The following is a 15,702-nucleotide window of genomic DNA, read 5'->3' as shown; positions in this document are numbered from 1 at the left end:
AGATTTTGGGGCCAAAACTTCACCTCAGACTGGACGCGTTCCCTAACTTCTTGGAAGAATAGCCCAATCGGATCAAAAGGGAACGGAATTGTCGGACGCCACACGCCCAGCGCCGCAGGAATTGGCCGGCACGACGGCCGAAACGGAGATATTCGCGGATATCGGCGGTCTTCTCGATTTCCATGCCCGCAAGACGCCGGCGGCCCCCGCCCTCCTCGCCCCCGGCCGGCCGGTCCTCAACTACGGCGGGATTGGCGCGCGGACGCAGGATCTCGTCCGCACGCTGCGCGGGTTTGGCATCGCCCCTGCCGACCGCATTGCGGTTGCGCTGCCGCGCGGTGCCGACAGCGCACTGGCCCTGATCGCGGTCGCCTCGAGCTGCGCTTGCGTCCCCGTCAATCCCGATCTGACGGTGGACGAGCTGCAACGCTATTTCAGCGAATTGAAGCTGACGGCGCTCGTCACCCGGGCCGACACGAACTCGGCGGCCCGCGATGTCGCCAAGGCGCTCGATATTGCCATGATCGATTTCGTGCCGGGGGCGCAAGACGATCTCGGCGGCTGCACGTTCGTCGGGCCGGCTGTTGGACCGGCGAGCAGCAGCGGCGCCTCGCGCGGCGACGATGACGCGTTCATCCTGCTGACCTCGGGCACCGCGGCGCGGCCGAAGATGGTGCCGCTGACGCATCGCCATGTGTGCCTCTCCGCCTACAATGCCGGCCGCGTGCTGTCGCTTGCGTCCCACGATCGTCTGCTCAACGTCCTGCCACTGTTTCACGCCCATGGTTTGATCTCCGGCCTGCTAACGGCGCTGGCCGCGGGCTCCAGCGTGATCTGTACCGAGGATTTCGACGCAGCCTCCTTCTTCGGCTGGATGCGGCAGCTGCAACCGACCTGGTACACGGCCGTGCCGACCATCCATCGCGCGCTGCTGACGGCGGCGGAGGCCGACCCGGATCTTGCCCGATCGTCCTCGCTGCGCGTGATCCGCTCCGCCTCGGCGTCGCTTGCGCCTGCGATCCTCGACGGACTGGAGGCGACGTTCGGCGTTCCCGTGCTCGAAACCTACGGCATGACGGAGGCGGCCTCGCAGATCGCGGCCAACCCGTTCGAGCTGCGCAAGGTCGGATCGGTCGGCCGCGCCGCGGGCCCCGAGATCGCCATCATGGACGAGACCGGCCGCGCGCTCGCCAGCGGCGAGCACGGCGAGATCATGCTGCGCGGACCCAATATGAGCCACGGCTACTATAATGACGAGGCGGCGACGCAGGCCGCATTCCGCAACGGCTGGTTCCGGACCGGCGATCTCGGCTATCTCGACGCCGACGGCTATCTCTTCATCGTCGGCCGTATCAAGGACGTCATCAACCGCGGCGGGCAGAATATCTCGCCCCTGGAGGTCGAAGATGTCCTGCTCAGCCATCCGGCGGTGCTGGAGGCCGGCGTGTTTGCCGTCCCGCACCCGAAGCTCGGCGAGAACGTCGCCGCAATCGTGGTGCTGCGGCCGAATTCCGAGGCGACCTCGGACCAGTTGCGCCAGTTCGCCCGGAAACGGCTTGCGGCCTACAAGGTGCCGAGCCTGATCCGTAGCGTGGCGACGCTGCCGAAAGGCGCCAGCGGCAAGGTCAAGCGCAATGCGCTGGCCGAGCTGATCGCAACAATGGGCGGCGGCGAGGAGGAGGCCCGTCTGCCGCGCAACGCGCTGGAGACTGAGCTCGCCGGGATCTGGGCCAATTTGCTGGAGCTGCCACAGGTCGGGGGCGATCAGGACGTCTTTGCGCTGGGTGCGGACTCGCTCGCGGTGACGCAGATGCGCTCGCGCCTGCGCGAACGCTTCAATGTCGATTTCTCGTTCGAGGACGTTTTCGATTGCGCCACGCCCGCCGCGCTTGCGGACCGGATCGAGACCGCCGCAAGCCATCGCGAAACGATGCTGCCGGCCTGGCGCCAAGCCGGCGAAGCAGACGCGCCGCTGTCGTTCCAGCAGCAGCGGATGTACGTGCTCTCGCGGCTCGACCCCACGCGCTACAATTATAACGTCGTCGAAGTCGCGCTCCTCAAGGGTGGGCTCGATGTCGCCGCACTTTCTGCGAGCCTTGCCGCGGTCTCTGCCCGCCATGAGGCGTTGCGGTCGGTCATCATCGAACGCGAGGGCGAGCCGGTGCAGCTTGTGCTGCAATTGCCGCCGCAGTTCGAGCGGATCAAGCTCAAGCCCTGCCCGGCGGACAAGCGGGCCGCTGTTGTCAGGCGCGAAGCGCTCCGGCTCGCGCAACATCCGTTCGACCTTGCGCACGAGGCGCCGCTGAAGGTCACGCTGCTCTCGTTCGACAAGAGCAGCCACGCGCTCGTGGTCAACGTCCATCATCTCGTCACCGACGGCTGGTCGCAGCGACTGTTCTGGGAAGAACTCGCCGTCCATTATTCGGCAGCGCGCAAGAACGACGTGGCAACACTGCCTGCGCCCGCCTTCCAGTACCGCGACTTTGCGCTCTGGCAGCAGAGCTGGGCCAAGACGCCGGCGGCCAAGGAGCAGCTCGATTACTGGCGGACGCAACTGGACGGCGTCACCACGCTGCCGCTGCGGACCGACCGGCCAAGGCCGGAGGTCTGGAGCGGCCACGGTGCCCGTCACTATCTCGAATTCTCCAAGACTCTGTCGGCCGACTTGCGTGCGCTGAGCCAGAACCAGGGCGTCACGCCCTTCATGACCCTGCTCGCAATGTTCCAGTGCCTGCTGTTCCGTCACACCGGACACGAGGATGTCGCGACGGGATCGCTGATCGCCAACCGCAACCAGATCGAGAGCGAGCGCCTGATCGGACTGTTCGCCAACACTCTGATCCTGCGCAATGATTTCGGCGGCGATCCGAGCTTCGGCGACATGTTGCGCCGGGTCCGGCAGGTCACGCTCGATGCCTATCGCAACCAGGACCTCCCGATCGAAGAGGTCCTGCGCGCGCTTCAGATCGCGCGAAGGAGCGACGGCAATCCGCTGTTCCGGATCATGTTCATCCTCCAGAACGCCTCGATTGAGGCGGCACGATTCTCCGGTCTGTCGACGCGGCGGATCGAGATCGATCCACAAGTGGCGCGATTCGACATCACGCTCGAACTGGTCGAGGCCGACGGCCGTTTCACCGGCTTCTTCGAATACGCCACCGATCTGTTCGACGCGGCGACGATCGAGGGCATGGCCGCTCAGTTCAAAACCCTGCTCAAATCCGTCATCGCCGATCCGGAGCAGCGCATCTCGCACCTGCCACTCCTGAGCGAGACCGAACGCCGGCAGCTGCTGGCGCAGGGCCGGGGCGTGCCGGCCGATTTCGCCACGCGCGGCAATTTGAGCGAAGGTTTCGACCGCCAGGCCAAGAAGACGCCGAACGCGATCGCCGTGTCGGACGGCCGCACATCCCTGAGCTACCGCGAGCTGGCGCGCCGCAGCCAAGCGGCCGCGCGCTGGCTTGCCCTCGAAGGCGTCGGCGCCGAGACCGTGGTCGCCTTGCTTGCAGATCGCGGGGCCGACCTGCTCGCCGCGATGATCGCCGTGCAACGCGTGGGCGCCGCCTTCCTCAATCTCGATCCCGACCAGCCGCCGGCACGGCTCGCAACCATCCTCGGATCGAGCGGCGCCCGCATGCTGCTGACCGGACGGGCGCAGTCGTCCATGGTCGAGGCGCTGCTCGAACCGCTGGTCGAGCGCCTTCAGGTGGCCGAGCTCGAGGACGCGATCGCGCCGGCGTCGACCAAGCCGGCCCGTGCAACGCGGCGCGCGGCGTCGAGCCTTGCCTATCTCATCTACACTTCCGGGTCGTCCGGCGCGCCGAAGGGCGTCATGATCGAGCAGCGCGGGCTTTCGAACCATCTGGCCTCGCTCATCTCCGAGCTGAAACTCACGTCCCGGGACGTGATCGCGCAGACCGCGCCGCAGAGTTTTGTCATCTCGGTGTGGCAGTTCCTCGCGGGGCCCATAGTCGGTGCGCGGGTCCATGTGTGCGGTACCGCGATCGTGCAGGACCCGATTTTGCTCGCGCGCGAGATCGAGCGCGAGGGCATCACGGTGCTCGAGATCGTCCCATCGCTGCTGCGTGTGATCCTCGATCGCATGGACGAGGCACAGGTCCGACGCGCCTTTGCGAGGCTGCGCCTTCTGATCTCGACGGGCGAACCGCTGCCCGTCGATCTCTGCAAGGCCTGGTTCGCCCGCTGTCCGAAAGTGCCGCTGATCAACGCCTATGGTGCCTCGGAATGTTCCGACGACGTCTCGCTGCATCGCCTGACCAGGGCACCGACGACCCGGACGGGCAACGTCCCGGTCGGCGCGCCGCTGCCGAATACCCAGCTCTACGTGCTCGACGCAAGCCTGCAGCCGCAGCCGGTCGGCGTGACCGGCGAGCTCTGCATCGGTGGCGCCGGTGTAGGCCGCGGCTATGTCAACGACCCCGCGCAGAACCGGCAGCGCTTCCTGCCCGATCCGTTCTCGCGCAAAGCAAGCAGCCGGCTGTACCGGACCGGCGATCTCGCCCGCCGCCGCGCCGACGGAACGATCGAATGCCTCGGTCGCGCCGACCATCAGGTCAAGGTTCGCGGCTACCGTATCGAGCTCAAGGAGATCGAGAACGCGCTTGCCGACCATCCCAGTGTGCGCGCCGGCATCGTCGAGCCGCGCCGCGAAGCAACCGGCGATGTCAGGCTGATTGCCCATATCGTCGCAAGATCGGGCAGCCGGAGCAGCGCCAGCGAGCTGCGCGACTTCCTGCAGAGCCGGCTGCCGGGCCATGCCATCCCCTCCGCGTTCCTGTTCCTGGATCAGGTGCCGCTCAATGCCCATGGCAAGATCGACCGCACCGCGCTGCTGGCGCCGGCGCAGCAGGAAACGTCCGGACCGGATGCGGCCGTGCCGGCGCGGCGCTTCACCGAAAAGGTGCTGTCCGACATCTGGATCGACCTGCTGAAGATCGAGAGCCTCGGCGTCACCGATAATTTCTTCGACCTCGGCGGTCATTCGCTGCTGGCGGGCCAGGCGATGGCGCGCATCGCTCGGGCGCTCGGCGTGTCGCTGCCGATCAAGACCATCTTCGAGGCACCGACGATCGACGAGCTTGCCCGGCGGGTCGACGAGGCCGTGGCGGCAAAGCCGCGCAAGCCGGCCGCAAGTTTCGCAAGGCTGGCTACAGCGAGCCTGGCCGAAGGCAGCCCTCCCACGCTCTCGATCGCGCAGGACCAAATGCTGCGGATCGAGCAGAATCTTTCGGGTTTGCCGCTGTTCAACCTGCCTTTCGCCTTCCGTCTCCAGGGGCCGCTCAATCTGGCCGCCCTGGCGCAGACGATCGACGACATCGTGCGCCGGCACGAATCGCTGCGGACCCATTTCGGCTGGAGCGGCGGGGAGCCCGTCAGCCACGTCGCCGCGCCCGGCGCCCTCGGCCGTGTCATGAGTGTCGAGACGATCGGCGACGGTCAGCCCCACAACAACAAGCGGCGCAAGGCGCTGGAGCTCCGCAAGATCGATCTCCTGATCGAACAGGAGACCTATGTCCCGATCGACACCACGCGCGCGCCGCTGCTGCGCGCCCGGCTGTTGCGGCTCCACGATGACGATCACGTCTTGCTGCTGACGCTGCACCACGCCGTCGTGGATGGCTGGTCGATCGGCGTGCTGTTCGAGGAATTATCCAACCGTTATGCGGCGCTGGCCGGATACCCATCGGTGCCGCTGCCGAAACCGCCGCCGGCCTTTTCGGATGTAGCGCGCTGGCAGCGCTGGTGGTGCGGCACCGATGCCGCCCGCCATCAGGCGGCCGACTGGACGGAGAATTTGCGCGGGGCGCCTCCCCTCTTCGAGGGCGGATCAAGTCCGGGCCCGTCCAGGGGACACCATCTCGTCAGCCTGGATCGTGAGCTGATCGGCCGGCTCGCGGCTTTCGCCGGCCAGCACAATTGCACGCTGTTCATGTGTCTGCTGACCGGCTTGAAAGCCGTGCTGCTGGCGCGGACCGGCCGCCACGACATCTCGATCGCCACCGCCATGGCCAATCGCGCCCAGCCGGACACCGACCGGATCGTCGGTCCGTTCGAGAACACGGTGATCGTTCGCACCAAAATCACGCCGGAGCTGTCGTTCGTGCAGGCCGTGGTCCGGGTCCGCCAGAGCGTGCTTGACGCGCATGCGCGCCAGGAGCTGCCGTTCAACATCCTGGCCGACCATCTGGAGCAGGAGGGGGTCAATCCAGCCTCGCTGCTCCAGGTCTATTTCACCCTGCAAAATCCGCTGCGCCAGCCGCTCGATTTGCCTGATCTCACGACAGGATCGATCGGCAACATCGCCCGCGAAGGCCAGCCGGTGCTGCCGATCGACCAGACCTGGCTGTCGCTGATGCTCAAGGAGCGGCCGACGGGAATCACCGGTTCATGCAACTACAAGAGCGAGCTGCTCGACCGCGCTACGGTCGGCCAGTGGATGGAGTATCTCGTCGCGCTGCTCGGGGCGGCCCTCGCCCAACCCAACGCACCACTCGGCCGATTGCTCAATCGCAGGGCGGCATGACCGGCCGTACAGCACGGGCGAATACGGGGTCACCCGTCAAAGCTGTGAATGACCAAGTTGCATCTTGATTATTTGGCGCCATCGCGCAAGATTATTCTCGCGTTTTGATTTGGACGATTATTTTCAACCGGGGAGTTCGTTATGGGTTTCATCAAATTTACCAAGGGCACCTCGTTGAGTGACAAGGACCGCAAGGCCCTGCAGAAGTTGCTCGGTGCCGAGAAGAAGAAGCTGCAGTCCGCGCTGAAGGACGTCGACGCCAGCATTTCGATGCTGGGCGGCTCCAAGAAGTCCAAGAAGAAGAAGAAGACGTAAGACTCGTCGGCCGGGACGCCGCACGAATCTTCAGGCTTCAGTTTTCGGGCTTCAGTTTTCAGATTTGGCCGCTCGCCTGTCGAGTTGGGGTCTCGCACAAGCTTGCGCCCGTAAACCGGCCAGCAATCGACAAGGATTCGCCGGAGTGGACCGCTAGAAGCGGTCCGCTCAGTTGATTCTTGCTCAGTTGATTCTTCCGTCATGGCAGGGGATTTGGCCCCGGCCTGACGCCATGGGCCCAATTGATGGCAGACGACAGAATTGAACTGTTTGTCGGACTGATCGAGACTTTTGACGCGCCGGATGCGGTTGATACGTGCCGGCGCCTGCTCTCGGTCGACGAACGGGTACGAGCCGACCGCTTCGTGTTCGAGCGGCACCAGCGACAGTATATTTTCGCGCACGCGATGTTGCGCCTTGCGCTCTCCCACGTCGCACCTGAGGTCGCACCGACCGACTGGTCATTTGCGGCCGGGCGTTACGGGCGGCCGTTTGTCGCATCGCCCAAGACCTCGAGCACGCTGCATTTCAGCCTGTCGCACGCCGACGGCTGCGTCGCCTGCGTCGTGTCAGGGCATGAGACCGTCGGCGTCGACGTCGAGACCGTGTCGCGTCGGGTGGCGCCGCTGTCGACCGCGCTTCGGTTCTTCGCGCCGGAAGAGGTCGAAGCGCTGCGCGGGCTGCCGGAGCCCGCCGCGACCGAGCGCTTCTTCGACTACTGGACGCTGAAAGAAGCCTATCTGAAGGCCAGAGGTTTCGGCCTCAATTTGCCGCTCGACGCCTTCGCCATGCAGGTATCTCGCGAGGCCATCGAGATCAGCTTCAAGCCCGATATCGCCGACGATCCGCAAGGGTGGCGATTCCAGCTGATCTCGCCGTCGCCCTCGCATCGTCTCGCGATCGCCGACGGCTCCCGCGCCAGCGGCGGCCTTCCCATCACGCGCAATGCGTGGCCGCTGCAGGAGGCAGCTGAATGACGCCGCGGCTGCGTGTCTTTCCCGCGATTTCGCGCAACCGCGACCCCAAGAAATATGTCGGTGAGTTGATGCGAGTGGCGCAGTTCGCCGACCGCAACGGCTTCGAAGGCATCCTGCTGTTCGAAGGCAACGACGTGTTCGTCGAGCCCTGGGCGATGGCCCAGCACATCATCGGCGAGACGACGAGGTCCTCGCCGCTGATCGCGGTCAATCCGGTCTACATGCACCCGTTCACGGCGGCAAAATTCGTCTCGTCCTTTGCGCAGCTCCACAGCCGCAAGGTCTATCTCAACATGATCACGGGAACTGCGGTCAGCGATCTGCAGGGGCTGGGCGACGAGCAGTTGCATGCCGACCGCTATGTCCGGCTCGGCGAATTCGTCTCGCTGATGCGCCAGCTGCTGGCAAGCCCGCGACCGGCGAGTTTCGAGGGCCGGTTCTACCGCGCAAGCAATCTGCAACTGCGGCCGCGCCTGCCGCCGGAGCTGATGCCGGAATTTCTGGTCGCGGGCCAGTCCGAGGCGGCACGGCGCGTGGCGAAGGAGACCGGCTGCATCAAGATGCAGATGCTACCGCCCGATCTCGACCGCGGCCTCGACGCACCAGGAATGAATTTCGGCATTTTTGCCCGCGAGGGACGCGACGAGGCACGGCAAGTGGCAAAGGCGCGGTTCCGCGATAATGCCGACGATCGCGAGCTGCTCGCGCTCACCGTGGAAAACAGCGACTCGGTGTGGAAGCGGCGCCTCTACGAGGGCCAGAGCGGCGAGCTCGCAGACAATGGCTACTGGCTGCTGCCGTTCCTGACCTTCCAGGCCGACTGCCCCTACCTCGTCGGCAGCTACGCGGAGATCGGCGCGAAGCTGAAGGAGTTTGCCGCCAAGGGGCTGACCACGATCATGCTCGACATGGTCGCGGACGAGACCGAGATGCAGCACGTCTGCAAGGCGCTCGCGGTAAGCGGGATGTTTTGAGATCGAATTATCAAGGAAGTGCCTCTTCTCCCTCTCCCCGTTCTTACGGGGAGAGGGTCGGGGTGAGGGGCTCTCTCTGCGGGCGAGATATGCCTGAGACCTGTACCCCCTCACCCGGAATTTGCTCGCGCAAATTCCGACCTCTCCCCGCAAGCGGGGAGAGGTAAACTTCACCGCGCCTCTTCGAACCCCGCCAGCACCGAGGTCAGGTTCGCGCCGAGGATGTCAGAGAGATAGCCGCCCTCCTGCACGAACACGGTCGGCAGGCCCAACTTCGCGATGGCCTGGCCGATGCGGCGGAAGCCGCGCGTGGTGACGGCGAGACCCTTCAGCGGATCGTGCTCGGAGGCGTCGAGGCCGAGCGCGATGACGAGGGCGCCAGGCGCAAAGGACTCGATCGCCTTGCGTGCGACGTCCATCGCCTGGATGTAGCCGTCATCTCCGGTGCCGATCGCCAGGGGAATGTTGAGATTTGTGCCGAGGCCGGGACCTTCACCGCGCTCATGTGCGTAGCCCCACACGTAAGGATAATACGCGACGGGATCGGCATGGATCGAGACCGTGTAGACGTCCGGCCGCGCGTAAAAAATTCCTTGCGTGCCGTTGCCGTGATGGACGTCGACGTCGAGGATCACGACGCGCTCGTGCTTCTGCCGCAGATGCGCCGCCGCGATCGCGCTGTTGTTGAGGAAGCAGAAGCCGCCGGCCATGTCGCGATAGGCGTGATGACCGGGCGGACGGCAGAGCGCATAGGTCGCGTCCTCGCCGTCCATCACCATCTGTGCCGCGGTGACCGCGACGTCGGTCGCAGCGCAGGCCGCGGCCCAGGTGCCCGGGCCGATCGGCGCCGCGGTGTCGGCGGTGTGCCAGCCGAGCTTGCCGGTGATATGGGTGGGATAAGTCGCGGCATGGCGCACCGGATGGATGTTGCCGATCATCTCCGGACCGGAATCGCCGAGCGCGGTCCAGGCGTCCCAGGCCTCGCTCAGGAACGACAGATATTCCGGACTGTGGATGCGCGCACGCGGCCCCTGCCCGAATGTGGTTGGTTCGACCAGTTGGTGCTTGCCGTCCTTGAGGCCTTTGAGCAGGCGGTCGGCACGTTCGGGCTGCTCGGTGGTACGCTTGACGACACCGCGAACCAGGAAGAATTGCGGATCGTGGCTGCGATGCAGCTCGGTATGGACGGCTTTCACTCGAACACTCCGTGGTCGCTTTGAGGGTGCCACAGATGTCTAAATCCCCGCGGCGGCGAGATGCAAGCAAGAAGAATGCCGTCCCTTTCGCACCGCCCTGCGCCTGAAGCAGATCGCTCGTGAAGCTCAGCAACGCCCGCGCTGGAGGCAGTGCTCGCGGCCCTGCTGGTCGGTGCGAAAGGACTCGACGAAGCCGCCCTGACGCTGGGTGACGAAGATCGTCTTGCCGTCGTGGCCGCCGAAAGCGAGGTTGGTCGGCTCCTTGGCCCTCAGCGCGATCTCCCGCTCGACCGCGCCATTGGCCTTCATCAACGTGATGGTGCCCTTGAGGATGCGCGCGACATAGAGGCGGCCAGCCATGTCGGTGCGCAGGCCATCGACGCTGTCGGGCTGAAACGCCTTGACGAGTTTTGGACTGGTGAGCTCGTTGCCGCCGATCGTGTAGGACCAGATCTGGCCGCTGCTGGATTCCCCGACATAGAGCGTCTTGTCATCGGGGCTGAGATCGATGCCGTTGGTGGTGCCCATCGCGCGCGGCGCCGACATGAGCTGTCCCTGCACCGTTCCGTCGGCTGCCTTCGCGATGCGCCAGATATGGCCTTCGCGACCTTTCCAGTTCGGATCACTCGCGTAGATCGTGCCGTCGCGGGCGATGGTGATGTCGTTGGGCTGGTTCATCTCGTCGGAGTGAAACCAGATGGCGGGCTCGGTCGATCCCTTCGGGATCGCGAAGATGTTGTGCTTCTTGTAGTCGGCAATGAACATGGTGCCGTCGCGCGCGAAGCGGATGGCATTGCCGACGCTGCCCTCGGGCAGCGCCGTGAAGGGCTCGGACGCCGCGCCGCCGACAGGCAGCTTGCCGATGGTGCCGGGCTTGCCGAAATTGACGACGAAGAGATTGCCGTCGAGATCGGCGGCCGGCCCTTCGATGCCGAAGGTGTATTCGCCTGATGGCGTCACCTGCACGCTTTCGAACAGTTTTGTTTCTGCTCGTGCCTGTGCCGTCGCAAGGACGAGAACAACGCTACTGCACAGGCACCAGAAATTCCTGCCGGATGTAATAGCCATCGCCGTCGCTGCACTCGCCATTCAGGTAGGGATCGGCCGGCCGGAAGAAGCGGCTGAAGCCGGGTTTGTCTACAGCGTTCCTTTGTGTCACGACGACGACCTTGGCAGCCGGTATTTCGCCGCATTCCCTGTTGGTTTTCCCAAAGAACTTGCGCTGCGGCGGGCCGGACTTGATCCGCATCCGGATGCCTGGAACCATTTTTGACACCAGCAGATCCGCCGTGTCGAGCAGGCGCGTGTAACCAGGCTCGGCCTTCGGCAGGCCTTCGCCACCCGGCGGCATCAGCTTCTCCGCGCCTAACCCACGAAGCCGCGTGCGCAACTTTCCGGAGTCGGGATCACCAGGATAGATCCAGCCATCCTGCGACAGCATGAAGCGAAGCACCGTCGCGTCCTTCTGAGCGTCAGATAGGCCCGGCTTCAGGCCGAAGTCCGAGTGACAGCCGACGCAGTGCTTTTCGACGAGGCCTTTGCGCAAATTGATGAGCCGGACGCTGTTCTGCGCATCTCTGGCCACGAAGACAGCCAGTTGATCGATCAGCGCCTGGCTACGCATGTCGCAGGGCAACGGCGGCGGCGCATCGCCCGCGGCGCGGTCGATCCGGATCACGGTCTGGTTCTTGTCCTCGACCAACCAGATTGCGCCGTCCTCCGCGACCGTCATGCCGACGGGCGCACCTTGCGGCCGCGCGCCGTTGACGCGGTGCCAGCCTGCGACCAGCTCCTCGAACGGCGCGGCCGCGACGTCGCCACCCTCGGTCTGAAAGCTGTGGGTCGGATCGGCCGCGCAGCTGACATGATAAGACACCGGCGCCGGGGCGGGCTTCGGGAAGCCGTGGTCGTCGACGTCATAGACGATGACGCGGCTGCCGGTCGGGCGATAGCCATGCAGGCCGACCAGCAGCTTGCCCTCGAGCTCCGGAAATTTCGCGCCGTGATAATAGAGCATCGCGAGCGGCGCGCCGTGCGGCGGCAGCAGCGAGAACGGCGCCTTGTAGAGAGCGTTGGCGGTGCACAGCGATTTGTAGATCCCCGACTGCAATACGATCCTGAATTCGGGACTCGGCGTCGACAAATCGTAGCAATAAGGCCAACCGTAATGCCTGCCCTGCTCGATGGCGTTGATCTCCTCGTTCGGCTTGAAAATGTCAGGCAGGTCGCGGCCGTTCTCGCCTTGCAGGAAGGCATAGCCCGCATCGGGAAAGTTCGGGTGCAGCGCCAGCGCCATCGAGTTGCGCAGGCCGCGCGCATAGACGCCGTGCGGCGGGTCGGGTTCGCCAGGCTTCAACGCCGGGAAGATACCGCCCGGGGGCGGCGTGAACAGCCAGATCGACGCCATCGCGGAAGCACCCTCGGCCGCCGCGCAAGGTCGCGTGATCGGCGCCGGCGTGATGCAGTCGTCGCTGTGCGAGCCGATGTTGACGAACAGCCGGCCGTTCCTGTCGAACACAAACTGCTTGAGCGGGTGCGCGCTCTCCTCGAGCCTGGTGCCGTCGGGCAATGTGATCCGGCGGCCCGGCATCTGACGGACGATGGTCTCGACCGTGTCGCGCGGATTGTCGGCGAGCGGATCGAACCGGAAGATCGTCTCCGCGCTCGAGGCATAGAGCTTCTTGTCCGGACCGATCACGAGGCCAAACGGATATTCGATTGCAGTGAGCAGCTCCTTGAACCGCCGTCCCTGGGGCGCGCGCGGGTCGAGCAACAGCAGTCGGCCATCGGTATGGCCCCAGCCCGCCATGTCGGCGACCACGAACAGGTCACGACCGGGCACCTGGATGATCGCCCGCGGGAATTTCAGCCGATCCTCCTCGCTGGCGACGAGGCCGGCGCAAAATCCGGCCTTCATGTCGATCTGGATTCTGGGAAAAGCCAGATCGGCACTGCCGCAGGTCTCCGTGCCGATCGCATAGCCGCTCTTGCGGACCGGTTCTGATGAGCCTACCGAGGGGAGGGTCAGGAGCACCACCAAGGCGCCCGCGCATGCGCGCAGGCTTCGGCTTTCACGCCAAAATGTGAGGTGGTTCACGGCGCCTCCCGGACTTTCCGTCCAGGGTTGTTCCATGCCGCGGGAACGCCGTCCAGTTGATCAACACCCCCTTGTGATCAAACCAGCAGGGGGCTTGGCGCCGACCAATCTCCGTAGATTCCCTTACCGGGCTCGACCCGAATGTTTCGCGAAGGCTTGGAATGGTATCGGTTTGCCGTCCCAATCGCTCCCAATAGGAGACGCATATGGTCCAGGTCTATTTTCACTGCTCCAATACCGAGGGCACGCTGATCGATCGCAGCGGCACAGCCGTGACCAACCTGACCGAGGCGCGCGACCGTGCCGCCCAGATCATGAACGCGATGATCCTGACGCCCGGCGCTGAGGATTGGCGCGACTGGGTGATCCATGTCAGCGGCTCCGACGGCGAGGAGATCTTCGACCTCCCCTTCACTGCCATGCTCGGCAAGCCGCACTGAGGTGATGCCATGTTGCTCGCGTCACTGACCCTGCTCCGCCAGCCCCTGAGCTTCGTCGCCGGCAAATGGCAGACGCTGATCCGGATCGCGGGCAATCCCTACCGGCCCGAGCTCCACTACATGCGCGGGCCTGGCCCGAAATGGCACGCCAAGTATCAGGCCAGCCGGCTGCATCGCGCGCGCTGAGCTCTGCGGCTTCCGCTTCCCACTGATCGGTCTCTCAACTCGTGATGCCCGAGCATAGCCGTCCGAAGGACGGCGTCGCTTCCGCTCGCCTATGCCCCGGGCATTCACGCGTTGGCGCCTCCCCCGCCTGCTTCACACCAGCCATGTCGCGCCTCCCTTTCGATATTCTCGGTGGGGACGATGTGCCATTGTCCGCGCACTCCGCCGATTGCGGAGCTCAGCGCAACGAAGCCAAACCGAAGACAGCACACAGACATCATCATGCCGCACCAGTTCAGCCACGCCCAAACCGTCCGCAAGCCCGCCATCACAACCAAAGGCGGCATCGTCGCCGCGCAGTCGCGGCGGGCGGCCGAAGTGGGGGCGCAAGTGCTGGCGGCGGGCGGCGACTGCGTGGATGCGATCGTCGCCACCACCTTCGCGCTCAACGTGCTGGAGCCCTGGAACAGCGGCATGGGCGGCGGCGGCGCGATGGTGCTCTACCGTGCCGCGGAAAATCGCTACGAAGTGATCGACTACGGCATGTGCGCGCCGCAAAGCCTGCGCGCCGCCGACTATCCGCTCAGCGGCGAAGGCGCGGCTTCCGATCTGTTCCCCTGGCAGCGGGTGAAGGACGACCGCAACATCCACGGCCCCGCCGCGATCGCCGTGCCCGGCGTCGTCGCCGGCATGGAGGAGGCGCATCGCCGTCACGCGAAGTTGCCGTGGAAGGATCTGGTCGCGCCGGCAGCGGCCCTCGCCGGCGAAGGCCTGCTGGTTGACTGGTGGACCACGCTGACGATCGCGGCATCGGCGGCCGATCTTCGGCGCTATCCCGCGAGCGCGACAACGTTCCTGAAGGACGGCCTGCCGCCAAGCGCGCCATGGGGCATCAAGTCCGAGACGCGACTGCCGCTGGACACGCTGAAGGCGACGCTGTCGCACCTTGCCGACGCCGGTCCGCGCGATTTCTACCATGGCGATCTCGCCAGAAGCATCGCATCCGATATCAAGGCCGACGGCGGCGCGCTGTCGGTGGAGGACCTCGTCGCGTTCCGAGCTCATCTGCGCGAGCCGCTGGCGATCCCCTATCGCGGCGGCAAGGTGTTTGCGACGCCGGAGCTCACGGCCGGACCGACCATGGCGCATGCGCTGCGCCTGTTGCAGCAGAACCTGAAGCCGGGAAGCGCGCCAGACGCGGCCGCCTATGCCGAATATGCGCTCGCCCTGCAATCGGCTTATCGCGAGCGGCTCAAGGATATGGGCGATGCCGACGGCAAGCGCTCGCTCGGCGCGGACTATCTGGCGCCCGCCTGCACCACGCACTTCTCCGTGGTCGACCGCCACGGCAACATCGCGGCGGTGACGCAGACGTTGCTGTCATCCTTCGGCTCGAAATACGTCACGCCGCACACCGGCATCGCCATGAACAACGGCATCATGTGGTTCGACCCGACGCCGGGCACCACCAACTCGCTCGCCCCAGGCAAGCGCTGTCTCACCAACTACACGCCTGTCATCGCCGAGACCGCGGACGGCAAGCGGCTCGCGGTCGGCGCCTCCGGCGGTCGCCGCATCCTGCCGTCGGTGATGCAGATCGTGTCGTTTGCGATGGATTTCGGCATGGATCTCGATGCCGCGATCCACCAGCCGCGCATCGATGCAAGCGAAGGCGCGATCGTGATCGGCGATACCCGGTTGCCAGCGGAAGTCCGCAAGGCACTCGCCGCGCGCTTCGACTACGAGGAGACGCGGGTGCAGTCCCTGCCGCAGAAGTTCGCCTGCCCGAGCGTCGTGATGCGCAACGGCGGCACCAATTCCGGCGCGGTCGAGATTTTTCATCCTTGGGCCGATGCGGTGGCGGAAGCCTAAGGCTTAACGAAAACCGATTGAGCCGCGAGCACCGCTGCACCTCTTCCGCTTGCGGGAGAGGTCGACGCGCGCCGGGCGATGCAAAGCATCGTCCCGAGCGCGGCGGGTGAGGGCTCTCTCCT

At 65.4% G+C, this 15,702-nt stretch carries 10 protein-coding genes; 7 read left to right on the top strand and 3 right to left on the bottom strand.

Features of this window, described 5'->3' with window-relative positions; genetic code table 11:
- Positions 1-88: 88 nt before the first annotated feature.
- The 4 genes from BRA1253DRAFT_RS29950 to BRA1253DRAFT_RS29940 all read left to right on the top strand — a co-directional run bounded on the left by BRA1253DRAFT_RS29950 (position 89) and on the right by BRA1253DRAFT_RS29940 (position 8,810).
- Complete coding sequence (locus tag BRA1253DRAFT_RS29950) at positions 89-6,544, top strand: non-ribosomal peptide synthetase (RefSeq protein ID WP_007600600.1); 6,456 nt, start codon at positions 89-91, stop codon at positions 6,542-6,544.
- 141 nt (positions 6,545-6,685) lie between these two features.
- Positions 6,686-6,859 carry a hypothetical protein gene (locus BRA1253DRAFT_RS44645; protein WP_007600599.1) on the top strand — a complete coding sequence of 58 codons (174 nt, stop codon included), beginning with the start codon at positions 6,686-6,688 and terminating at the stop codon, positions 6,857-6,859.
- 245 nt (positions 6,860-7,104) lie between these two features.
- Positions 7,105-7,836, top strand: a complete 732-nt coding sequence (locus tag BRA1253DRAFT_RS29945; protein ID WP_007600598.1) for a 4'-phosphopantetheinyl transferase superfamily protein — start codon at positions 7,105-7,107, stop codon at positions 7,834-7,836.
- Entirely contained in the window at positions 7,833-8,810 is a 978-nt protein-coding gene (locus BRA1253DRAFT_RS29940; protein ID WP_007600597.1) for an LLM class flavin-dependent oxidoreductase, read from the top strand. The genes BRA1253DRAFT_RS29945 and BRA1253DRAFT_RS29940 overlap by 4 nt, the downstream gene beginning before the upstream one ends.
- Positions 8,811-8,980: 170 nt before the next feature.
- Here the strand turns inward: BRA1253DRAFT_RS29940 and BRA1253DRAFT_RS29935 are convergent, their stop codons facing one another.
- The 3 genes from BRA1253DRAFT_RS29935 to BRA1253DRAFT_RS29925 all read right to left on the bottom strand — a co-directional run bounded on the left by BRA1253DRAFT_RS29935 (position 8,981) and on the right by BRA1253DRAFT_RS29925 (position 13,103).
- Positions 8,981-10,006 (bottom strand): histone deacetylase family protein, encoded by a 1,026-nt coding sequence (locus BRA1253DRAFT_RS29935; protein WP_007600596.1) that lies wholly within the window; start codon positions 10,004-10,006, stop codon positions 8,981-8,983.
- 126 nt (positions 10,007-10,132) lie between these two features.
- Positions 10,133-11,074: an SMP-30/gluconolactonase/LRE family protein gene (locus BRA1253DRAFT_RS29930; RefSeq protein WP_007600595.1), complete on the bottom strand. Its 942-nt coding sequence runs from the start codon at positions 11,072-11,074 to the stop codon at positions 10,133-10,135.
- A complete protein-coding gene (locus BRA1253DRAFT_RS29925; protein WP_007600594.1) occupies positions 11,031-13,103 on the bottom strand; it encodes a PQQ-dependent sugar dehydrogenase in 2,073 nt (690 codons plus the stop codon). Before BRA1253DRAFT_RS29925 ends, BRA1253DRAFT_RS29930 begins: the two co-directional genes overlap by 44 nt.
- A 206-nt stretch (positions 13,104-13,309) precedes the next feature.
- Here BRA1253DRAFT_RS29925 and BRA1253DRAFT_RS29920 point away from each other — a divergent pair, with 206 nt between their 5' ends.
- The 3 genes from BRA1253DRAFT_RS29920 (at position 13,310) to BRA1253DRAFT_RS29915 (ending at position 15,580) form a co-directional block, all read left to right on the top strand.
- Complete coding sequence (locus BRA1253DRAFT_RS29920; protein ID WP_007600593.1) at positions 13,310-13,543, top strand: hypothetical protein; 234 nt, start codon at positions 13,310-13,312, stop codon at positions 13,541-13,543.
- A gap of 9 nt (positions 13,544-13,552) precedes the next feature.
- On the top strand, positions 13,553-13,729 hold the full coding sequence (locus BRA1253DRAFT_RS44640; protein WP_007600591.1) for a hypothetical protein: 177 nt from the start codon (positions 13,553-13,555) through the stop codon (positions 13,727-13,729).
- 261 nt (positions 13,730-13,990) lie between these two features.
- Entirely contained in the window at positions 13,991-15,580 is a 1,590-nt protein-coding gene (locus BRA1253DRAFT_RS29915) for a gamma-glutamyltransferase family protein (protein ID WP_035995514.1), read from the top strand.
- The last annotated feature ends 122 nt before the right edge of the window (positions 15,581-15,702 follow it).

The organism is Bradyrhizobium sp. WSM1253 (genome assembly GCF_000244935.1).
GTDB classification, from domain to species: Bacteria; Pseudomonadota; Alphaproteobacteria; order Rhizobiales; family Xanthobacteraceae; genus Bradyrhizobium; species Bradyrhizobium canariense.
Note: the sequence above shows the minus strand (reverse complement) of the source record. Positions and strands in the feature narration are given on the sequence as shown.